Below are 21,297 nucleotides of genomic sequence, written 5' to 3' on the forward strand. Positions count from 1 at the left end.
GCCAATCTATCTAATTTGTTAGTTGAAAAAGAGGATGAGCAGTGCCATAATAATATAATCTTAAACGGATAATTGAGGTGACATGATGGAGATCACACATATTAACAGTCAACATGAACTAGAAAAAGCATTTGCTATTCGACAAGCGGTCTTTGTGGACGAACAAGGGGTATCTCTTGAAGAAGAATTCGATGAATACGAAGAATTAGCTGATCACCTTCTTGTTTGTACAGAAGGTCAAGCTGTAGGCACAGGTAGAATACGATTTGTCGAAAAAAAGGCCAAGCTTGAGCGTATTTGTATTCTTGATACTCATAGAAAAGAGGGAATCGGAGCTCTCATTATTAAGGAATTAGAAACTATCGCATTGAAACAAGGCTACAAACACTTTACCCTCCATGCCCAAACACATGCCAAAGGATTTTATGAAAAGCTCGGCTACTCTTCATGCTCTGACACGTTTATGGAAGAGGGGATTCCCCATATCATCATGGAAAAAAGGATCAGCCGAACTACTAGCAAATAGGCCGTCTCCACCAAAAGCTGTCAAGAAAACAGCTGAATCGGGAGACAGCCCACCTTTTTATCAAGAAAGCCTACTAACCACTTAACGATATTCTTTCACATGCGCAAATGATTAACGCCTTTCCATCAAGTTAGCACCAACACCCATACACACAACACCGAAGAGTAAGAGCATGGCCAGCGGTTGTGCTAAATCCATGACCCCGTACCTATTAAGAACTGCTTGGTGCAATGCTTCCATGCCATACGTGATTGGCATGGCTTTTGTTATCATGAGAATGATATCATTCGTAATTACCTCAAGCGGCCAGAATGCACCGCCTAACATAGCCATACTGACAGCTACGAGAGGAATCGCAACTTGAAGCTGTTGAGGCGACCGCACGATACCTATTAGTAGGACCCCTAAGGCGACAATCGCAAATACAAAGCATGCTGTGACCACCGCAATAACACCAAATTGTCCATTAAAACCAAAGTCTAATGTCATCTGGAAAAATAAAAATAAGATGAGTATTTGAGCATATCCGATGACAAAACTAAACAACAAATTGCCAAGGTACATCTGCCATTTTTTTAAAGGGGACAGAATCAAACGATCCCATGTGCCTGAGCGTTTTTCTTCCGACACATTCATTAAACTGAATAAAACCGTATAAATGGAAAAGAACAGCGTCATCCCAAACAGCACTTGCAGCCTATCTGCTTGTGCAAATTGATCGTCTTCTCCTAAGTGGGATGACGTTACCAAGTGTAATACTGGTTCCTCAAGATTGTTGGCAACATCTTCACGGAAAGTGTCATCCATTACTTGCCTTTCAGCTTCCTGCAATCTCATTTCTTCTGCAAAAACCCGATGAACATGCTGTTCCACCATGTGATAACTTACGTTTTCTGCCACTTTCACAATCCGATAATCGTCTTCATCTATTTGTAAAGCGAACTCAATATTACCCTTAGCTAGTGACTCTTTCGCCTCTTCTTCTTCAACCCAATCAAACACAAACACATCAGATGCGTTTAGCTTATCGTCCCATTCATCTCGTGTTTGGTCAGATAGCGATGGGGTTGAAAATGTCGTCACTGTCATCGTAGCATCCCCTACTCTACCCGCTAATAAAAACACAAACAAAACGGTTAAGCCCACCATTGAAAGGACCCAAACAGGCTCTCGCCACAATCGTTTCCATTGTAATAAAAAAATCGCAATCATGACGCTGCCTCCCTCCTTTTTGGAAATACCACGAGGCTTATCACAAATAGCAGAATAGCCATACAAATAACTTTCGCAAGTGGTGATATGATAAGTGATAGATCAACACCTTGCATCCATAGTAAAAAGCTCGTTAAAGCCGCACCATTTGGTGTCCATTCACCAACTGTTTGTAATACCCCGGAAACCGGAAAGAAGCTTCCACCTGCAAATGCAAGTAAACTAACTATGCCTGCTGAAAAGACATTTGATATAGAAGCACTTGTAAATCGAAGTGTCAGTGACGTTAATAATGTTGCCACACTACCGACACATAAAGAAAAAATACCTACAATTAACAACATCCCTGCAACAAATTCAACCGAATGAAATGTAAAGGAGTTGAATAAAAGAGCGGATAAACCAAATAAAATAAGTAATTGGAGACAAACCACTAAGAATGTGGCAAAAAATTTACCTAACAAATACACAAATGGATGCTTACCAGACAGTAAAATTCGATTAAATGCTTGCTGTTTCTTTTCAAGCAAAGCTCTTTCAGAAGTAGCAGAGGCCGTATATAAGGCGAACATAACTGCCATGCCAAGCGTATAGTACTCTAAGGATTGTATAGGTTCCCCTGCTGATACTGTCTCAGTACCTCCTAATTCATCATTATCTTCTGCTCCTGACACATAATTGCCGTTACTGGCATGAGCAATGGCTGTTTCAAAATTTAACGACCGTGTAAAGTTATCAAGTATATTACTGATGACCTTCGCGCCTAATGACCGATAATCAATGACCGTCAAATCGAACGTTTGACCATCCCCTTGATTTAAAAGCATTTTTTCTAAAGAGTGATACGTAAACCCTTCAGGAATCGTTAAAATCGCTATAACATCCTCATTATCTAGCGCTTTCTGTGCTTCTTCTGCTGTCATTTCTGTCTTTTCCACAATGTCACTGATTTGTCCGCTTTCCAACATACTCTCTAAGATCAGGAGGGGATGTGAGGACATTGCCATCGCCTCCAACTCTCCCTTTGTATCATCCGCTAAGTTAGAACGATCCAATTCAGCTGTAAATTGTGTAATGCCTTGTTCTACCTCGTCTTCGATGACGATTCCTAGCTCTAATGATAGCGTTTGACTGTCACTTCCCATAATCCCTTGCAATGAAAACCCTAAAATTGCCGTCAATACAAAAGGCATTAATAGCAAGGTAAGTAATCCCGTTTTATCTCTTATGAGAACGAGAATATCCTTTTTTAAAAAAGAAACCATCTTCTATTCACCCCCTTAATCTCTCAACGTCCGTCCTGTTAAATGTAGAAAGACGTCTTCAAGTGTTGGTGTTTGAACAGTCACATTGATTATTTGAGCATTATGAAGCTCAGCCGCCTGAAACACCCTACTTAACAGCCGTTGTCCCCTAGGAACGATTAACTTTAATCCTGTTTCTGTTTGGGTAGTTTTTAACACCCCTTTTATACTCTGGAGTTCAGATAATAGCTGTTCTGCATCAGTAGGTTGAGCTAAATCAATTAAAATAGCTTCTTCTGCAGATAAAATCTGTTTCAATTCATCTTTCGTTCCTGAGGCAATCATTTGACCGTGATCCATAATGTACACTCTGTCACAAAGCCTTTCGACCTCTTCCATATAATGACTTGTATAAAGAACAGTCATCCCTTTTTCTTCATTCAATTCTCTGACCGTCTCTAAAATATGATGCCTCGATTGCGGATCAATACCTACAGTCGGTTCATCCATAATAAGAATATCTGGTTCATGTAACATAGCGATCGCCATGTTGATACGTCTCTGCATTCCTCCTGAGTAAGTTTTAACTTGATCTTTTTGACGTTCTTCTAATCCAACCTGGCGAAGAACGTGTTGGATACTATCCTTTAATTTATTTCCTTTTAAACCATAAATCTGCCCGAAAAAAGCTAAATTTTCTGTGGCTGTCAATTCTGGATAGAGGGCAATATCTTGAGGGACAACACCAAGTACTTTTCTAATATGGTCCGGGTGCTTAATAATACTTTGGCCATGTATTCTTATATCTCCTGAAGAAGGCTTAACGAGCGAAGAAATCATGGATATAGTTGTAGATTTTCCAGCGCCATTAGGGCCTAACAATCCGATTGACTCACCTCTATCTAAATAGAGGTTAACCTTATCAACAGCAACATGTTTTTTAAAAACTTTTGTCAGGTCTTCTGTTTCCAACATAGCAGTTCATCTCCTTTACTCACTAGACGTTATTATGCCCTTAGTTACTCACGTCAAGTGATCAGTATCGTCTTATTTACACACAAAGTATACAAAGAAAAAGGCAGTGTTCCTACTGCCTTCCGTCATGACTTTTTCTCTTATACATGACCTGAGTCATTTTTATTGTGACATGTGGAGATAAGATTTATGATAACTCGTTTACTTATCTTTAACCTAAACGACGTTGTGCCTAATAGCATAAATAGCTAGCTGAGTTCGGTCACGCAGCTCTAGTTTATCAAGGATTTGACTAATATGATTTTTTACAGTCCCAACGGATAACCCTAATTCTTCTGAGATTTCCTTATTGCTTCTGCCTTCTCCAACTCGTTTTACAATATCTAACTCCCTCGGCGTGATTGTAGGATCAATCTCATGAGATATTGTCTGGTTAATTAACTTTGGCATCATTTTTGCTGCCACGAGACCTTCTAATTGAAGACCACCTGCTAAGCAATTTCGAATTGCACGAATGAGTTCTGTCGGCTCAGCATCTTTTAGCATATACCCTACTGCACCACTTTTCAGCGCTTCTAAAGCATATTCATCATCGTTAAAGGTGGTAAGCATCATCACTTTAGTATCTGGCCATCGGCTATTAATCGTTCTTGCCGCTGTTAACCCATCCATTACCGGCATGCGAATATCTAATAGCGCAAGATCAAATATAGCTGTTTCACATAACGAAATGGCCTCTTCCCCATTCGCCGCTTCTCCTGTTACACGCAACGTATCATCTGTCTCTATCATCATTTTTAATCCTTGGCGAACCAAACTTTGATCTTCTGCGAGCAAAATACGTATCACACATTTTCCTCCTTATTTAAAGGTAATACGCCACTCACCATAAAACAGCTGTCACTATGGCTTATATGACATTCGCCGCCTACCTCTTTAATTCTTTCTTTCATGGACGTGATGCCAAAGCCTTCACGCCATGGCTCTACATATGTTACAGGGTTGGAAACTTCAAAGCGAAAAACTCTTCCCCCTGGCACCTCAAATAGGATCTTGGCTTCGCGAACGTGACTGTGCCTCATGACATTTGTTAGTGCTTCCTGAACAGCACGATATATAGCAATCGTTTGATTATTTGTTAACGGTGCTGTAAAAGCTCCGTGTTTCACAGAGAAGTGAATTCTTAAATAACTTTCCGCTTCCAGCTGGCGTATCAATCGGATAATTGCCGAAACGCCCCCAATTTCTTTATCCTTCATCGTTTTAACTGCCCGTCTCGTTTCCTCTAGGCTCTCTTTCGCTAATGTTTTTAAGTTAGCAATCCGAGATCCCGTCTCGTGATCAGACTGCATTCTCTCCACTTCTAGTTGCATCACTAAAGCTGTGAGCTTGTGACCTACCGAGTCATGAATTTCACGACCAACTTCTATTCGTTCCTCTTCACGTGCCTGACTTTCATCAGTGGCTACTCGTCTTTTCAACTTACGATATTCACTAAGCAATGCATCATACCGAGCCTCCTGGTCTATTTCCAAAATACGCATGTTTTTAAGTATTATTAAAGCTACTGTTAGTAACACGCTGTAAAAACTAATAAAAAGGAGCGAGAAGCCACTTATTCCGATCAAAGCGGGAATCGCCACCCCAGCAAATAACAGGGTACCTACAATGCTTGCATAGAGGAGAGGTAATAGATAAAAAGCGTGTCCAGCCAAAAGTGACATCAACAGTAAGGCGTATAAGTTCATTTCTCCCTCTCCGTTAGGCCAAAATACTATCACCATCACACATGCAGCCCCACATTGAACAAGTGTTAATAGCCGAGCGTGCTTTTGTACTAAAGGAAATAAAAAATATAATGCAAAGAAACAAGCACTACTTAGTAAGCTCCACGTCACACTTACCGATGAAATAAATTGTTGCTGTCTTACCGCTAAAAACCAAGCGATTCCGATAAATAAAAGCCATAACCAAAATGAACGCATGACGTCACATCCCCACTAACTATTAACACCCTCGTGTTAAATGATAAGATTTGCTGCGCAATCGGTTTTTACGATTGTAGCCATGCCGCTGTCTGACACAATCGTCCAGATTGTACATCCATCCGCCTAGAATTATCACCATTTTATACGAAATAAGCAAGATAAAAAAGTCTATCCATCATCTGCTGTTTCTTGGTACACCTATGGACCTTAAACATTATTTACTAGTGAGCCATGAGCATGATTTACTTACTCATCCCCCATACTATAAACAAATAGGAGGTGATTGATAATGGTGGACAACAACAGAAACAACAGAAACAACAGAAACAACAGAAACAACAACAATAACAATAACAACAATAATAATGAATTAAATGTGGATAATGTGAATGAGGAATTTGCTTGTGAGAATGATGCTCAAGACCTAGACAACAACCGCAACAATAGAAATAACCGAAACAACAATAACAACAATTAACATGGTAGGCGCTTAACGCATTAGAACGCACAACAGTCCCTTGTGCGTTCTTTTTCATAACGCTTATCGGCTTGGAGGTATATGAATGAAAGCCGTCACTTATCAAGGTATTAAAGATGTGGTCGTTAAAGATGTGGCAGATCCAACTTTGCAAAAGAAAGATGATATCCTTGTAAAAATTACGAGCACAGCTATTTGTGGCTCTGATTTACACCTCGTTCATGGCATGGTACCAAACTTTCCTAAAGATTATATTATTGGTCACGAACCGATGGGAATAGTAGAAGAAACAGGGACGGAAGTAACGAAAGTAAAAAAAGGTGATCGTGTTATCATCCCATTTAATATTTCATGCGGACAGTGCTTTTATTGTCAAAATAAATTAGAAAGCCAATGTGACCATGCCAATCCCCACGGTCAATCTGGTGCCTATTTCGGTTTTTCTGACACATTCGGCGGCTATCCAGGGGGACAAGCTGAATTGCTAAGAGTCCCATATGGAAACTTCGTGCCATTCGTTGTACCAGAAAATAGCGAACTGGAAGATGACAAACTTCTTTTCTTATCAGATATTGTCCCAACTGCCTGGTGGGGGGTAGAACAAGCAGAGGTATCTTCTGGAAATACCGTTATCATACTTGGTTGTGGGCCTGTCGGATTACTGGCTCAAAAATTCGCATGGATGAAGGGCGCCTCTCGTGTTATCGCCGTTGATTATATTCAGTACCGGCTTAACCATGCCAAAAAGACAAATCATGTAGAAATATTTGATTTCACTAAACACGATGAACTTGGCACTCACCTAAAAGAGATGACGAAGGGAGGAGCAGATGCTGTCATCGACTGCGTGGGAATGGATGGAAAAAAGACGGCTGTTGAAATGGTCGAAACTGCTTTGAAACTTCAGGGTGGCTCAATGGGACCCATTCAATTGGCTAGCCAATGTGTTAGAAAAGGTGGCATTGTAAGTATTGTGGGGGTTTACGGCACGCGTTACAACATGTTTCCCCTCGGTGATTTTTTTGCAAGGAATATCACATTAAAAATGGGGCAAGCTCCAGTCATCCACTTCATTCCTGAGCTCTATCATAAAATCAAACAAGGGGACTTTGATCCAACTGATATCATTACGCACACTCTTCCCTTAACAGAAGCTGCCCATGGATATGATGTCTTTGACGAGAAGCATGACAACTGTATTAAAGTCGTGCTAAAACCATAACAATTAAAAAAATTGTTTAAGGCATCTAACAGGTCGTTCCTATGTCTTTTCGTATATATGTCCTGTTACGTTTAAAATACAAAATAAGCTAACACAACTAAAACGATCGGTATCATAAAGGAAACTGCATTTATAATGACCCCTGCAATAGCCAGCCCCTTCCCTCGATGAAGGGAGCTTCTCATTTCCCATAATGCAAAAAGGCCGATTACAAACCCTACGATACTCAGCGCCATAGCTACTAATGACACATAGACAAACATTAACGAAAGGACAGCCAATACAAACGAAAGGACGGCCTTTATATTTACTTTCACAGCTCGGATGCCAACATGTCGTCCAGTCATAGTCCTCTCCTTCAAACTTTATTTCTCGTATCTTCCCTTATATATAAAACCAACCTTCAATTACCCAGCTTTCGTCCTGATTGTTAGTTGAGTCAATCAGGACATGAGCGTTCGTTATTTCCCGCCTAATAGCATTACCTCTCTTTTTTGCCCCGGGGGTTACGGTTATCTGTACTAAATTTAAACAAACGTTTCATTAAATAGCCTACACATTAGAGCTCTCTAGTGACACACTTTACTTTGATATTTTCTTATCGCTTAAAGTCATCAACCAATCATCAAGGTTTTTTTTGTGATAGTAAACATTGCCATTTATTTTCATAGGAGGGACATCTGAATACGCATTAATGAGTGATCTAGCATCCTCCTTATATCCATTTTAAAGGACATATACATTTTTTCGTTAAACATTTATGAATAAAGTTATCACTATTATAATAGATACAGGCTTTCCAATGTTAGGACTAAATAATACATCTGAACTTATGATGAAAGCATTCTGAATTGGTATAAATGAGTCATGTCATAATGATGTTTTTAATGTCATAACACGAATTATATGCGGATGATAAAACGAACTTTCAACGGACGGTTGATTATCTGTGATAAATAGTGGCCGAAACGTAAGACAGTGGCCCCTTGAGGATTAAGCACAGACTTTTATTCTCATTTGAAAAGTTACCTTATTTATAAAAGAGAAGCCCCTGGTTATGGTAAACTATTTTCAAGGTAGCAGATCTAATTTACGTACGTATACGTGATACATAAAAAATAAGGGGTGAGGAGTTGACATACATAATCATCGTGTTTTCCTTATCCATATCTACGGCTGTCTCTGTTTTAACTTTAAAAAGGAAAAATAATAAATGGTTAGCGTTATTCATGGCGTTGTGTTCAAACACTTTATTATTAGTTGTAGCTACGTTGCTTGTCCCCCTTTTAAATGATGAGGTGAGACTGTTTGGCATCGGTCAAACTAACCTTTATCTCCTTATACTTTTTATCCCAATAATTACTTGGGTAAACTTTTTAATCCTTGAACTTCTAAGAAACAGAGGGATTAGAGCCGAACAGTGAAAACAGGAAATTGTCGAAAAACCCTCCGCTTTCCCTAAGCAGAGGGTTTCTTGACACATTGGGTTAGTTTTCTTTTACCACCGTTTGGGCAGCTCTATCAGCTCGTTTGAAATCACCACTATAGTAGACTTCTTGAGCAGAACTAAGCCCATTATGACGTTCATTTATTTTCTTGTGCGGCCACGGTTTGTTTTCCATATTATCTGCTCCTTTCTATCGTGAGAATTAGTTACACTCTTCCCCTAGACCAGATCATCTAAACCTTTTTGGATACCGTTTGACTCCTGAAGCACTTTTATGTATTATTTATATCGTATAAAGCGATATAAATAATAACATGGTGAAGGAGAAAAAATAGATGAAAGAAGCCACGCAATTAAACGAGAAATGGACAGATATTTATTATGCATTACACTATCCACACAATGACAAAATAACCCACCAAGCTGTACGTATCTTACAGCACATCCAAAAAAGTAGTCACTCAGGAATAAAAGATATTGCCTGTTATTTAGCTCTTTCTCATAATACTGCTTCAGAACATGTTAAACGCCTCATTGATAAAGGGTATATTATAAAGACAAAAGCAACAGAGGACGAGCGGAAGGTAATATTACAACTCACAACACGAGGAGAAAATATTTTACATACTAACTCATGCCTAGATGAAGAAAAACTAGCCGAGATTTTCCAATCATTAACGCCTGATGAAAAACATATGATCTTAAAGGCTTTTAGCTTATTAAGTGAGCGTGCAAAACAATGTATGTGACGATAAAGATTTTAACATCAGCAATTATCATCGCGATTATCTCTGAAGTAGCTAGACGTTTTCCAGTCTATGGTGGTATCCTTGCAGCGCTTCCCTTAGTTAGCTTATTAAGTATTTTGTGGCTCTCTGTACAAGGGGAATCACCTGAAGCTTTAAGCCGTTTCGCGTCAGGTGTGTTATATGGCCTTCCTGCTACTGCTATTATGTTAGCGGTCATCTACTTATCATTGAAACACTCTCTCCCACTAGTATTCTCCTTAGCACTAGGTCTAACATCGTGGGGGATTACTCTCATTGTGCAAAATAGTGCTATCAAGCTTATTTCTAGCTTCACTTGATTTTTGCCAATTACAATTATATAAAGCTTATTAATAGAAACACGCCAACAATGAGCGTATATTTAATTGGGAAACCACGTCTTCTTTTTTTGAACACATCATGTCTAATATCATATGCCCAGCTGCCTAGTAAACAAACAATTGTAAGCAGTGACATGACTTCAAGAAATACAAAAGCTCGAAGAAATATTCCCGTAACTATGACGATAAGAATAAGTGCAGCCAAACTAATTGGTAAAACTTCTAAAGCACATCTTTTAATTATTTTGTTCATAGTCGTCTCCTTAATAATGGTGATAGGACATACTATCTAAGTCTCTTGTGCTTAATAACGCACGATAAGTGCCGCTTTTAATAAAGTAATTCTACTTGTTGGTTAACTATTAACCTCATTATACTACTTTAGACCTTTATTAATAAGCCCTTATCGCTATGCGTTGAGACCTAATTTATAAGTGATGATTACCAGTTTTTCCACTTATGACATTCACTAAAAAGAACAAACAGGCAACGTTTTTTGAGCATGAACGTCACAGTTGATCAACACAGTCAAGCGAACAATCGGCCGAATATGAACCTTCGGAAAATCTCTGTCTATACGAAGAAGATCAAGGGATGAGGCGTTTTTTACAGGGGTGTTTTGAATGATGCTAAAACATACTTATACACCATGTAAAAGCCATATGTTCCACCGCCTTTATGGCCAGCTTTTTATCATTTAAGCAAAAGTTACATGTAAAACTATTGTGAGGCTAACCGAAATACCGTAGACATTATGATATTCCCCTCCCTTTATATACGACAGACATGAACGATTGGGTTTAGAATATACTTTGTAATAAAGCCACCACCATGAACTTGGAAGTGCAATTTACCCAATAATTAGTTGATATATGATGTTTAAACATCCACAAAAGCCTTATTTACGAAAAGTAAGGACTAACGTATCATTATTATATAACTATAAAACAAACCTTCAATCAGTGGAGGTAAAGTGAATCAGGATATTACCGGCTGCTAGCTCTCCTCTCTCTTTTGACGTAGGAGCTTTACGGATGGTTATTTGTGACCACCACAAAGTAAATAGTTTTAAGATATTTATTTCTTCCATGTTTTTTAGTATTAATAGAATTCAAAACTACCTTGTGAAACACTAACATCACGTTAATCACTGCAAGATTAACATTAGACTGGAGTTAATAATATGCCAATGGAAGAAAGTTTTAATTTTTATATCGTGGCACTCTCGATTGCCATTTCTATATTTGCCTCCTATTCGGCTTTAAGCATCATTGCGAAAGTGTCGGCATCTCAAGGTAAAATGCGATGCTTTTGGCTCTTATCAGGCTCTTTTGTAATGGGTGCAGGTATATGGTCCATGCATTTCGTTGGTATGATCGCTGTCACTTTACATGTTCCTGTAACGTATGACGTCAAACTCACACTTTTATCGTTAGTGGTTAGTGTCTCAGCTTCATTGATAGCCTTTATCATCACATTTCCTAAAGCCATAAACTTCCTGCATATTTGGATAGGTGGCTTAGTAATAGGAAGTGGTATAATAACGATGCATTATATTGGTATGGAAGCAATGATTATGCCGAAGGAAATGAGTCATAGTCCAGGTCTATTTTCTATATCTGTGGCGATCGCTCTCATTGCTTCATATGTCGCCCTTTTCCTTTTTATTAAATGGCGTGATCAAACAGGTTCAAGCTGGTTAAAATGGCTGTCGGCAATCATCATGGGTTTGGCCATTTGCGGCATGCATTATACGAGTATATTAGCTACCCAGTTTCACCCTCATTCCGAAGTCACGGATATAGTAGAGGAAGCACCTCTTAATATTTATTTACTTTTAGCTGTCACTTTAGCTATCCTTCTTATTTTAGCTGTCTCATGGGTTATAATTTTGTTCGATCGTCATGTTCTTGCTAAATTAGCTTATTCAGATACGATCACTGGACTGCCAAACCGAAATGATATGCACCGCTACTTTCAAAGTCTGCAAGAAAGGGAGGTCATTTCGCTACTTCTAATCGACCTTGATCAGTTTAAAGCGATTAATGACACACTAGGTCATGACACAGGAGATATTCTTGTCAAATATGTTGGGCTCCGCTTAGAACATTTTACTGATCACGATCATCATGCCTTTCGCATTGGAGGAGATTCCTTTTTAATCATTATTCAGCGACACTCCAAAGCACATGTTGAAAACATCGCTAACGACTTATTAGTCAGCTTACAAAAGCCCCATTTCATTGAAGGCAATGAGCTACGAGTCACTGCAAGCATCGGAATTAGTATAGGCCCCGTTCACCTAGAAGGTCGTTCCACGTTACTACAGCGAGCTGAAACTGCCATGTATCAAGCTAAAGCAGCTGGAAAAAATCAGTACTGTATTTATAACGAGGACATGGGTAAGGGAGAAGTACGAAAATTTGAACTTCAAAAAGACTTACAAAGTGCCCTAGACTATGAGCAATTTTATCTTGTTTATCAACCAAAATGGAACACTCTCAGTCATTCTTTAATTGGATTTGAAGCGTTAATTCGATGGCACCATCCTCGGGACGGCCTTATTTCTCCAGGGGAATTTATTCCCATTGCTGAAGAAAGTAGCTATATCATCCCGCTAACTAAATGGATATTAAAAACCGCCTGTATGCAAGCAAAACAATGGGACTCAGAAGGGTATCACCTTCCCGTATCCGTCAACTTATCTTCTAGTCATTTTCGCGCTGACAATGTGGCCGAACTTGTTCGAACTGTCTTAAATGAAACTGAGCTGAGCCCACACTTGCTTGAATTAGAAATTACTGAGTCGATGATGTTATATGATCTAAATAACGTCATTGAACAATTTCAAGCCATTCGTTCACTAGGTGTTAAAATTGCCATGGACGATTTCGGCACGGGCTATTCATCTATAGGGTTACTTGATCAAATTCCATTAGACACGTTGAAATTAGACCGTGTTTTCACACGTAACATCGACACTAAAAGTAAAAGAGCCATCGTTCGCGCCATCATCCTCATGGCAGAAAGCCTGCAAATTCAAGTCATTGCAGAAGGGGTGGAAACGCAGGAACATGTGGATTATTTAACGCAATTAGGCTGTCATTACATGCAAGGCTACTTCTACGCCAAACCAATGAAAGTAAACGACATAAATGAATGGCTTCCCCGACTATCTGCTAACATCGAATAAAAATGGCCCTTGATAATCGTCATGTTTCACAAAAGTAAGCCCCGTACGGGGCTTACTTTTTATCACAGATTAACCGTCCGTAAACCTCCCTGAACAAAATAGAGAACGGGAAGTAACGGCCGGTAATGTGCTGATTGAAGGTTCGTTTTAGATGGATGACTAAGCCAATCCTTTCTCTTCATCTTTATCCTCAGGCGGCGCCGTCCCTCTTACAAAAACATGATTCATTAACAATATAGCAACAATTCCCATAAAACTAAAAATAACCGTTAGCACACCCGATCCCACCCATTCGCTCAACATAATAAATCCACCGGCGGAAGCAACACCTGCATACGTGAAAAACATATAAAATCCTAAAAAGGTGCTTCGAGCTTGGTCAGGAATCATGTTTGCAAGTAAAACTTGCTTTGTGGGAAGATACATAATTTCACCAATAGAGGCAAAAGCCATCGCAATCAGTAAAATAAATACCACATCACTATGGCTTAAAATCACATACCCTGCAGCATACATAGTAAGACCTGTTACCAATACGACACGTTCATTTAATCGCTTTATAATAGAGACGATGATAGCTGTTAAACAGACGATAATTAGTGTATTTTGAGACTTTAACAAACCGATAAGTTGCGTGCCGTCCACGTCTAACGGTATAAACGGGGCCACTGCTTGTGGCGTAGTCATTTCATTTACAAATCTTATTCCCATCACATTCGTCAATTGCTCCTCAAGTGATACAATAAGTAGGTGCGCTCCTACAAACACTATAAACAAGCGATGACCAGCCAAACGTTTTAACAGTATTAGTCCTCCCTTATTCCCATTAAAATTTGGCCAATTGCTACAACTCCTCACCTTTTTTTCTGGTACATGCGTTTCACGAATACAACTAGCCGTGACGATAATTGAAACACATGTACAACTAGCAACACCGAGAAATAAATAAAAATGGTGGTTTGCGAACAAGAAAGCACCAGCCATCCCGCCAATGGCAGTGGCTAAATTGCGAAGCCAGTAGGACAATGTATAGATCGTCCTTCTTTCTCCCGGGGCACTAGCGTCAATAATGAGCGCTTGATAAACTGGCTCTGCCGCTCCAGTGGAAAATTGAATGAAGAGATACAAGACAAACGTGATGTAAGGCAAAGTAAGCCACGCTGAGTTTACGAAAGCTACGGCTAAAAAACCAACAGCAACGACGCTTTCAGCTAGTAATATCACTTTTTTCCTGCCTACCTTATCTGCCCAAAAGCCACCACACAACGTTCCAATGACACTGGCAATCATAACGCCGATAAACATCATTCCGGTCGTAACGCGACCAAGCATGGATAAAAAATACACGATGATATAAGGTAAAACAGACATCGTCCCTATCGTTGTTAAAAATTGAAGACATAATCGTATTTGTATAGCCCGATCCACGTGGAATATGTTCATCATTATCTCCTTAAATATAATGATCGATTAATCAATCATTTATTTGTGTAAAAAAAGGACCTTTTTAATGGTATCTCGGTCCAAATAATTGCAAAGCGATTGGAATAAACTTTGCCCATAGATCACTTGCGGGTTCATCGATTAAATTTAATCTAAGTCCCATTAATAAACTTGTATAACCAGTCACCGTATGCTCTATTTCCTGCTCCAATAAAACTCCTTTCTGCTGACCATTCTCTACAAGGCGAGCCACTTTCCCTTTTAGCGTCTCATGGAAAGCGTCCAATTCCTCAAACGTCTCAGGAAACAAATTGTGATGGCTGATCACATAGGAAACAAGATTTAAATAAGCACTTAACGAGGCATATGTCGCAATATGTTGGCCAATCATGTTCTCAAGCTCCTCTAATGGCTTTTCTGACGCATCATCAAAATCTAATATCTTTTTGGAAAAATGATCTAGTGGTTCCGTGACAGCCGCATGAAATAACGTCTCTTTCGTCTCAAAGTATGTAAACACGCTTCCGAAACTGATTCCTGCTTTTGCAGCCACTTGTTTGATCGTCGTGCCTTCATACCCCGCCTCTGCAAATAAGACAATCGCAGTCTCTAAAATGCGTGCTCGCTTTTGCTTCATTTTTTCTTTCTGTGCTTCTGACAATGGCATAATTTATCTCTCCCTAAACTTCACGATTGATTACTTAATCATTCATAAAGTATATGGGATTCCCCTTCAAAAGTAAACCGCTTTTAGCTATATATTTTTATGGTGAAATAGTAGAAAAGCATTGTTCTGACTAGCTATCTGCGCAGTAAACTTTTTTAAAATTCTAGTAAGTTTTTTTGTTACATTATAAAACGAACCTTCAATCAGTAGGCGGTCTTCGTTCTTCTCCCGCTGATTGGTAACTGAGTGAATCAGGACATTAGCGTCCGTTATCTGTGATAAACCATCATCGTTTTATTATAATCACTAGCCAACATAATTTAAAAATGACACTATGCATCACCTTGTTGTGCCATTTTCACTTGCCTTATCATATAGGCATACTTTGGGCCGTCTCTTTTAAATATTTAACCATCCTTAACGTGCTAAGTGTATGATGAATGTCAAACTTCACGCCACGCTGTCTCTTTACATGAGTCAATAACGAAAACGGGCCTTTACCCTCGCTGTTATTTCCAAATCCCCTGGTTCAATAGGCGTCGCCATCATCGTTTCCATAGCTAGCGTTCTTAACGGCCGTACCAAATCATAACTCTCCTCCTCTATTTTGACGGGTGTCGTATCAAGTGTTAAATTGAGCGTATCTGATAAGCTAACCGCCTTCGCTACCGCATCTTCTACCGCCCTATTTAAAGCGATTTTATAGTAGTAAGCATCATCACCTAGTGAAAAAGAAATATGAGAGATATAATTAGCTCCTGCATTTACAGCTAAATCAACGATGTCACCTAACCCCTCAACTGTTGGAAGTGTGACAGTGACTTGATTTGTAACATCATACGTATCAAAAACCTGTTGCCCATCGACAAAATGGTAGCGTGGTTGCACAGTGTATACGGTCGTTTGAATGTTTTCCTTAGGAATACCAGAGTCCCCTAACACATCCATTACCTCTCCCATTATCAAGGCATTACGCCGCTGCACTTCACTAAGCTCATCTCCTTCTGTTACGACCCCAATCTGAATAGTCGCAGTGTCAGGTATCGTACGAACTGCACCCTCTCCCATAACCGTTATACTACGAGACAAGGAAGAATACCTTTGCTCTCCATATAGATAGTACATCTAAATCCCCCTTTCGCACTTTTAATGAATGTATACATCATTAATAAGGAATTTAGTCTAAATAAAAAATGGGACAGTGTTCAAAAGTCACCTTTTGAACACTGTCCTTCTTTATAACATCATCATGCAGCTTACAAGGATGCTGATGATTCACCTGCTGATCCACTATTTTTTTTAGCTATTTTATTGACTATTAAGTTAATGGCACCATCCCCAGTTACATTCGTAGCTGTACCAAAGCTATCTTGTGCCATATACAAAGCAATCATTAAAGCGATGGCCCCGCCACTGAAACCAAGCATTGTTTCTAAAACACCTAATGCCGCCATAATCGCACCACCAGGTACGCCAGGGGCCGCGATCATAATAATCCCGAGCATAGCTATCACAGGTAGCATTTCTCCGATCGACGGAATACTATACTCACCTAATACTGACATGACAGCTACAGCACAAGTCACAATCGTAATAACACTACCAGACAGGTGGATAGTCGCACATAATGGTACTGCGAAATCAGCCACTTCTTCTTTCACATTATTTTTCTTTGTTTGCTTTAACGTGACAGGAATCGTCGCTGCACTACTCATCGTTCCGACACCTGTAAAATAAGCTGGAAGCATATTTTTAATAAGTTTAAATGGATCTTGTTGTGTCAGGATACCTGCTACAACATATTGAATCGTAATCCACACCCAATGAGAGATAATCACCATAAGTAACACGATACCAAAGACTTGAAGTGTGTTAAAAACCTCACCTTCAGCCGCCATTTCTACAAAAATCCCAGCGATATAAATAGGCAAGAATGGAATGATAATTTTAGTGATAACGAGTTCAATGATCTCTTTTCCTTCATCGAAAAACTTCCTGAGTGTCTCGCTATTCGTCTTCGCTATCCCTATACCGAATAAAAATGCTGTAACGAGAGCTGTTACCACTCCCATCATAGGCGCAATTTCTAGTTCAAAAAAGCCTGCTATACCTGATCCTTCTCCTACTTCGGATTCTGTAGCATGAATAAATGGCATAACTGTAGAGGCCACAATGAAAGCAAAAATCCCAGCAAGTATTGTTGAAGCATAAGCCGTTCCAACGGTAGCCCCTACCAATCGTCCAGAGCTACTTCCAAGCTTGGAAACACCTGATACGATAAAGAATAAAATAATAAAAGGAATTACAAACCCAATAAATTGACCGAAAATATCTTTAATCGTCACAAATAATTGCGTAATCCACTGCACATCCATAAGACCAATTAAAATACCGGCAATAATCCCAATAACTAACTTAGCAATGAGCTTCATCGTTTTTCTCCCACCCTCATTATTCTAAATATTTAGATATAACTGCCCTATTATAATGCGTAATTACCGACAGAAAAACAAGTCTTTCATAAATATTCAGAACAATCGGAATTAACTAATTTATATCAACTATCCTTAGTTTATGAGTGTGTAACCGCTTTAATGTCCTCTCAGAAAAAATAAAAATATTTCTCCAGAGGACACTCTGCTTTCTAGCCTTAAATTGGTTGTAAATGGATGTGTTGCTACTATTCAGCATTTTCCTTAGCTCACATCATACTTCTATTACCTTCTTTTCATGACATAAGCTCATTGGAAACTTGTCCCTGACAAATGGCAAAAAACACCTCTTTATGAGTGACTAAACATCACATGAGGCGATTTTTATCCGTATCGTATAGTGTGATAGAAGACTTCTGCTACTTATACTCTAGAATTAAAGCTCTTTGAATGCCCTTAACTTCGGGACTCTTAGCCATAAAGCATAAAGAAATTCAGCTCATGGCCATTTTGTTTTAAATAATTGTAGAGTTGAGAACGGTGATGAAACACATGCGTCACGACTTCAATCAGCCATTTAATTTGCACAACACCTTCCTCCATATAGAATGCTTTAGTGGACTTCGTTAGTAACTCTTCTTCACTTAACGACTGTATGTATGATTTGAATTGCTCAAAATTATACCGAAATTCTTCCACTAATCGAGCTGGTTCTGTGATTTCCGCAATGCGTAATTCTAATGACTGCACCTCTTCTTGAGATTTCTCTTGCATGATCATGAGGTCTGAGGCAGGAATTGACACGAGGTGGTGGACAACGTCTAACAATGTACGCATATTATCTGCCGGCCGAAAACGCTTGTCTGCTTCATCCATCCGGAAAATTAACTTTTCACTCGTTTTAACTGCTAGTTCCAGCTCATCTAAAAGATGGTCTCGAACGTTTAATACACTACTCATAGCTATCATCCTCTCTTTTAACTAATCCCTAAAGCAAGTTTAATCTTCTCTGAAATACTCGTATTGTAAAAAACGGACATTCCTTTGAACTAGTTGACATTCTTTTACTGCCTCTACTGGGGAGATGCCATAATACCTTTTAAAATCACGGATCATATGTGGCTGATCAAAAAAACCATAGACTAAGGCGAGCGCAGACCAATCGATAGATGGTGATGTTTGCATATAATGTACCATCGCCTGAAACCTTACAATTTCGCTAAACCTTTTCGGAGTAACCCCAATCCAATTTTGAAACTTTCGATTCAATTGGCGCGTGCTTATAACTTCCTTTTTTGCAATGGATTGAATTTGTGCACTTCCTCTCGATCTAAAAATATGATGAAGGACGCTTTTCATCGTATTATCCGTCCTCATCCTTTCCCAACTGAGCAAAGAAAGTAAAAACGCTTCAGCAAACCTTACTTTACCTACCAAGCTCTCCTCAGCAAAAAGTTGCTCTGCAGCTGTACTTTCACTTCTAGGTAAAAGAGCATCCAGCTCACATAATTGATTCTTTAAACAACTTAATGGCGTTTGAATAACACCGTATGCGCCACCGGGAAAGAATCGAATACCAAACCTACGTACGCGATTGTCCATACTGTACGAGATCACAAATGGCCGCTCCATTAACCCACAATATCTCACATAATAAGCATTATCAGCGATATGGTGTTCAAATAAAATATCACAGCATCCGTCCGGAATGACACGATCAACTGTTGTCTTACTAGCAATCTGCAATCTCGAATTGTCATTGTCTCCTTCAGGCTCTGAATACCAGTAACATGACACATAAGGACGCAAAGCTTCTGAAGGCGCTATTTCAGTATATGAACTCACAGCAGTTCGACCATTCGCTTGAACAGGATGAAACATTCTCTGTAATTTATCATCCATTAAAATCCCTCATTTTTCTGTCGTGTCTTCACTTTAACTATACGCTGAGAACGGAAAGAGCTCAATACAAGGCATTTGTCATCCTAGTTAGTTTGAGTCTACTTTTTTAATGCTAGAAATTAAAATCGTAGGCTATTTAATACGAATAAGGCTTAATTAAACGTTTGATTAACTAAAAGGTGTCCTATTTTAACCCACGTCACACTTAACTCTCTTAAATAACGATCGTTATTTGCCCGATCACAAAACGAACCTTCAATCAGGGGACGTTTGCTTTCTTCTCCCACTAATTGATAGTTGAGTTAACCAGGACTTTAGCAGCGGTTAGCTCCCATCCTATATTGATTGTGCTCTCTATTTTGAGCCGGAAGCTTTACGGACGGTAAATAGGGCTCATGACGAGTCCAAAATTCTCACACCTTACAAGAAACTGAATTAACGTTATAATAGACTAAACGAATGGCCATTGGGATTTATCTTAATGGGTAAGGAGGAATATGTGAATGTCTTTAGAAAAAGTGTTAACAATCGCTGGTTCAGATAGTAGCGGTGGTGCAGGAATTCAGGCAGATTTAAAAACGTTCCAGGATCTCGGTGTATATGGTATGAGTGCCCTCACAACTATCGTGACGATGGATCCTGATAATAATTGGTCCCACGGTGTTTTCCCTCAACAAACGGACACCGTACAGCAACAATTAAAGACGATCGTTGATGGCATCGGTGTCTCTGCTATGAAAACGGGCATGCTCGGTTCTGTAGAGATCGTTGAGCTTGTATCAAACACGATTAAAGCGAATAAACTTAAAAATACTGTTGTTGACCCTGTCATGGTTTGTAAAGGTGAAGATGACGTCCTTCACCCTGAAACGGCAGAAAGCATGAAACAGCTGTTAGTCCCTAAAGCAACCATTGTGACCCCAAATTTATTTGAAGCTTGGCAACTAAGCGGGGTTGGGCCAATTAAAACAGTCGAGCAAATGAAAGAAGCTGCTGAAAAAATTCATCGTTTAGGTGCTTCACATGTTCTAATTAAAGGAGGAAGTAAGCTGAGCCACGACAAAGCAGTGGATGTCTTATATGACGGTCATGCGTTTGAGTTACTAGAATCTGATAAAATTGAGACACCTTATGTGCACGGGGCTGGCTGTACGTATTCAGCTGCCATTACAGCGGAACTAGCGAAAGGCTCTGACGTAAAAACGGCTGTGCAGACAGCAAAAGCGTTTATTACCGAAGCCATTAAAGCATCGTTTAAACTAAATCAATTTATCGGACCTGTCAATCACGGCGCTTACCGCCGACAATTAAATGGCTAATAGGAAATAGGGGGATGCCTCAGCATTTTGGGGTGTCCTTTTCTTAATCGATTTTTTAATAACCTTATTAATGTTTCAGTTCCTTTTCAACATGTTTTCCTTGCTTTCTTAAGGACGGCGGGATTCCATTCCCTACATATT

Annotated in this window: 20 protein-coding genes; 6 read left to right on the plus strand and 14 right to left on the minus strand. The window is 39.4% G+C overall.

Annotation, left to right across the window (positions count from 1 at the left end; all coding sequences use genetic code 11):
• The first annotated feature begins 82 nt into the window (after positions 1-82).
• Positions 83-526 (plus strand): GNAT family N-acetyltransferase, encoded by a 444-nt coding sequence (locus tag BK581_RS11340; protein WP_322788436.1) that lies wholly within the window; start codon positions 83-85, stop codon positions 524-526.
• 111 nt (positions 527-637) lie between these two features.
• Here BK581_RS11340 and BK581_RS11345 read toward each other — a convergent pair whose 3' ends face one another.
• From BK581_RS11345 to BK581_RS11365, 5 genes are all read right to left on the minus strand, one after another.
• Positions 638-1,738 (minus strand): ABC transporter permease, encoded by a 1,101-nt coding sequence (locus tag BK581_RS11345; protein WP_078578285.1) that lies wholly within the window; start codon positions 1,736-1,738, stop codon positions 638-640.
• Positions 1,735-3,003 (minus strand): ABC transporter permease, encoded by a 1,269-nt coding sequence (locus tag BK581_RS11350; RefSeq protein WP_078578286.1) that lies wholly within the window; start codon positions 3,001-3,003, stop codon positions 1,735-1,737. The genes BK581_RS11345 and BK581_RS11350 overlap by 4 nt, the downstream gene beginning before the upstream one ends.
• Positions 3,004-3,018: 15 nt before the next feature.
• Positions 3,019-3,957 carry an ABC transporter ATP-binding protein gene (locus BK581_RS11355; RefSeq protein WP_078578287.1) on the minus strand — a complete coding sequence of 313 codons (939 nt, stop codon included), beginning with the start codon at positions 3,955-3,957 and terminating at the stop codon, positions 3,019-3,021.
• A 216-nt stretch (positions 3,958-4,173) separates the two neighbouring features.
• On the minus strand, positions 4,174-4,806 hold the full coding sequence (locus tag BK581_RS11360; protein ID WP_078578288.1) for a response regulator: 633 nt from the start codon (positions 4,804-4,806) through the stop codon (positions 4,174-4,176).
• Positions 4,803-5,942 carry a sensor histidine kinase gene (locus BK581_RS11365; RefSeq protein ID WP_078578289.1) on the minus strand — a complete coding sequence of 380 codons (1,140 nt, stop codon included), beginning with the start codon at positions 5,940-5,942 and terminating at the stop codon, positions 4,803-4,805. Before BK581_RS11365 ends, BK581_RS11360 begins: the two co-directional genes overlap by 4 nt.
• Before the next feature lie 566 nt (positions 5,943-6,508).
• Between BK581_RS11365 and BK581_RS11375 the strand changes: the two genes are divergently transcribed.
• Positions 6,509-7,645 carry a zinc-dependent alcohol dehydrogenase gene (locus BK581_RS11375; RefSeq protein WP_078578291.1) on the plus strand — a complete coding sequence of 379 codons (1,137 nt, stop codon included), beginning with the start codon at positions 6,509-6,511 and terminating at the stop codon, positions 7,643-7,645.
• A gap of 71 nt (positions 7,646-7,716) precedes the next feature.
• Here BK581_RS11375 and BK581_RS11380 read toward each other — a convergent pair whose 3' ends face one another.
• Together BK581_RS11380 and BK581_RS11390 are read right to left on the minus strand one after the other, a co-directional pair.
• Positions 7,717-7,992 carry a DUF4190 domain-containing protein gene (locus BK581_RS11380; RefSeq protein WP_078578292.1) on the minus strand — a complete coding sequence of 92 codons (276 nt, stop codon included), beginning with the start codon at positions 7,990-7,992 and terminating at the stop codon, positions 7,717-7,719.
• Positions 7,993-9,132: 1,140 nt separating this feature from the next.
• Positions 9,133-9,267 (minus strand): YfhE family protein, encoded by a 135-nt coding sequence (locus BK581_RS11390; protein WP_078578294.1) that lies wholly within the window; start codon positions 9,265-9,267, stop codon positions 9,133-9,135.
• Between the two features lie 160 nt (positions 9,268-9,427).
• On the opposite strand from BK581_RS11390, the gene BK581_RS11395 reads away from it, so the two are divergent.
• The gene (locus BK581_RS11395) at positions 9,428-9,841 is read left to right on the plus strand and encodes a MarR family winged helix-turn-helix transcriptional regulator (RefSeq protein ID WP_078578295.1); all 414 of its coding nucleotides are present in this window, start codon (positions 9,428-9,430) and stop codon (positions 9,839-9,841) included.
• On the plus strand, positions 9,832-10,179 hold the full coding sequence (locus tag BK581_RS11400) for a DUF3147 family protein (protein ID WP_078578296.1): 348 nt from the start codon (positions 9,832-9,834) through the stop codon (positions 10,177-10,179). Before BK581_RS11395 ends, BK581_RS11400 begins: the two co-directional genes overlap by 10 nt.
• A gap of 16 nt (positions 10,180-10,195) precedes the next feature.
• Here BK581_RS11400 and BK581_RS11405 read toward each other — a convergent pair whose 3' ends face one another.
• A complete protein-coding gene (locus tag BK581_RS11405; protein ID WP_078578297.1) occupies positions 10,196-10,453 on the minus strand; it encodes a hypothetical protein in 258 nt (85 codons plus the stop codon).
• A gap of 930 nt (positions 10,454-11,383) precedes the next feature.
• Here BK581_RS11405 and BK581_RS11410 point away from each other — a divergent pair.
• Positions 11,384-13,393: a bifunctional diguanylate cyclase/phosphodiesterase gene (locus BK581_RS11410; protein ID WP_245829008.1), complete on the plus strand. Its 2,010-nt coding sequence runs from the start codon at positions 11,384-11,386 to the stop codon at positions 13,391-13,393.
• A 159-nt stretch (positions 13,394-13,552) separates the two neighbouring features.
• Here BK581_RS11410 and BK581_RS11415 read toward each other — a convergent pair whose 3' ends face one another.
• The 6 genes from BK581_RS11415 to BK581_RS11440 form a co-directional block, all read right to left on the minus strand.
• The gene (locus tag BK581_RS11415; protein WP_245829010.1) at positions 13,553-14,839 is read right to left on the minus strand and encodes an MFS transporter; all 1,287 of its coding nucleotides are present in this window, start codon (positions 14,837-14,839) and stop codon (positions 13,553-13,555) included.
• A gap of 61 nt (positions 14,840-14,900) precedes the next feature.
• Positions 14,901-15,503 carry a TetR/AcrR family transcriptional regulator gene (locus BK581_RS11420; RefSeq protein WP_078578299.1) on the minus strand — a complete coding sequence of 201 codons (603 nt, stop codon included), beginning with the start codon at positions 15,501-15,503 and terminating at the stop codon, positions 14,901-14,903.
• 477 nt (positions 15,504-15,980) lie between these two features.
• A complete protein-coding gene (locus BK581_RS11425; protein WP_078578300.1) occupies positions 15,981-16,628 on the minus strand; it encodes an SIMPL domain-containing protein in 648 nt (215 codons plus the stop codon).
• A 131-nt stretch (positions 16,629-16,759) separates the two neighbouring features.
• A complete protein-coding gene (locus tag BK581_RS11430; RefSeq protein WP_078578301.1) occupies positions 16,760-17,935 on the minus strand; it encodes a dicarboxylate/amino acid:cation symporter in 1,176 nt (391 codons plus the stop codon).
• Between the two features lie 471 nt (positions 17,936-18,406).
• Positions 18,407-18,895 (minus strand): DinB family protein, encoded by a 489-nt coding sequence (locus BK581_RS11435; protein WP_078578302.1) that lies wholly within the window; start codon positions 18,893-18,895, stop codon positions 18,407-18,409.
• A 39-nt stretch (positions 18,896-18,934) separates the two neighbouring features.
• Positions 18,935-19,837: an AraC family transcriptional regulator gene (locus BK581_RS11440; RefSeq protein ID WP_078578303.1), complete on the minus strand. Its 903-nt coding sequence runs from the start codon at positions 19,835-19,837 to the stop codon at positions 18,935-18,937.
• 503 nt (positions 19,838-20,340) lie between these two features.
• On the opposite strand from BK581_RS11440, the gene pdxK reads away from it, so the two are divergent.
• Positions 20,341-21,156 (plus strand): pyridoxine/pyridoxal/pyridoxamine kinase, encoded by an 816-nt coding sequence (gene pdxK / locus BK581_RS11445; RefSeq protein WP_078578304.1) that lies wholly within the window; start codon positions 20,341-20,343, stop codon positions 21,154-21,156.
• The last annotated feature ends 141 nt before the right edge of the window (positions 21,157-21,297 follow it).

This window comes from Salipaludibacillus agaradhaerens, from assembly GCF_002019735.1.
Classification (GTDB): Bacteria; Bacillota; Bacilli; order Bacillales; family Salisediminibacteriaceae; genus Salipaludibacillus; species Salipaludibacillus agaradhaerens.

What these genes read in the sequence shown, in the direction of transcription:
- BK581_RS11425 (WP_078578300.1), bottom strand. Translation starts at nt 16,628, where the DNA reads ATGTACTATCTATATGGAGAGCAAAGGTATTCTTCCTTGTCTCGTAGT.
- BK581_RS11365 (WP_078578289.1), bottom strand. Translation starts at nt 5,942, where the DNA reads ATGCGTTCATTTTGGTTATGGCTTTTATTTATCGGAATCGCTTGGTTT.
- BK581_RS11435 (WP_078578302.1), bottom strand. Translation starts at nt 18,895, where the DNA reads ATGAGTAGTGTATTAAACGTTCGAGACCATCTTTTAGATGAGCTGGAA.
- BK581_RS11400 (WP_078578296.1), top strand. Translation starts at nt 9,832, where the DNA reads ATGTATGTGACGATAAAGATTTTAACATCAGCAATTATCATCGCGATT.
- BK581_RS11375 (WP_078578291.1), top strand. Translation starts at nt 6,509, where the DNA reads ATGAAAGCCGTCACTTATCAAGGTATTAAAGATGTGGTCGTTAAAGAT.
- BK581_RS11380 (WP_078578292.1), bottom strand. Translation starts at nt 7,992, where the DNA reads ATGACTGGACGACATGTTGGCATCCGAGCTGTGAAAGTAAATATAAAG.
- BK581_RS11395 (WP_078578295.1), top strand. Translation starts at nt 9,428, where the DNA reads ATGAAAGAAGCCACGCAATTAAACGAGAAATGGACAGATATTTATTAT.
- BK581_RS11350 (WP_078578286.1), bottom strand. Translation starts at nt 3,003, where the DNA reads ATGGTTTCTTTTTTAAAAAAGGATATTCTCGTTCTCATAAGAGATAAA.
- BK581_RS11410 (WP_245829008.1), top strand. Translation starts at nt 11,384, where the DNA reads ATGCCAATGGAAGAAAGTTTTAATTTTTATATCGTGGCACTCTCGATT.
- BK581_RS11440 (WP_078578303.1), bottom strand. Translation starts at nt 19,837, where the DNA reads ATGGATGATAAATTACAGAGAATGTTTCATCCTGTTCAAGCGAATGGT.
- BK581_RS11390 (WP_078578294.1), bottom strand. Translation starts at nt 9,267, where the DNA reads ATGGAAAACAAACCGTGGCCGCACAAGAAAATAAATGAACGTCATAAT.
- BK581_RS11430 (WP_078578301.1), bottom strand. Translation starts at nt 17,935, where the DNA reads ATGAAGCTCATTGCTAAGTTAGTTATTGGGATTATTGCCGGTATTTTA.
- BK581_RS11405 (WP_078578297.1), bottom strand. Translation starts at nt 10,453, where the DNA reads ATGAACAAAATAATTAAAAGATGTGCTTTAGAAGTTTTACCAATTAGT.
- BK581_RS11345 (WP_078578285.1), bottom strand. Translation starts at nt 1,738, where the DNA reads ATGATTGCGATTTTTTTATTACAATGGAAACGATTGTGGCGAGAGCCT.
- BK581_RS11355 (WP_078578287.1), bottom strand. Translation starts at nt 3,957, where the DNA reads ATGTTGGAAACAGAAGACCTGACAAAAGTTTTTAAAAAACATGTTGCT.
- BK581_RS11415 (WP_245829010.1), bottom strand. Translation starts at nt 14,839, where the DNA reads ATGATGAACATATTCCACGTGGATCGGGCTATACAAATACGATTATGT.
- BK581_RS11420 (WP_078578299.1), bottom strand. Translation starts at nt 15,503, where the DNA reads ATGCCATTGTCAGAAGCACAGAAAGAAAAAATGAAGCAAAAGCGAGCA.
- pdxK (WP_078578304.1), top strand. Translation starts at nt 20,341, where the DNA reads ATGTCTTTAGAAAAAGTGTTAACAATCGCTGGTTCAGATAGTAGCGGT.
- BK581_RS11340 (WP_322788436.1), top strand. Translation starts at nt 83, where the DNA reads ATGATGGAGATCACACATATTAACAGTCAACATGAACTAGAAAAAGCA.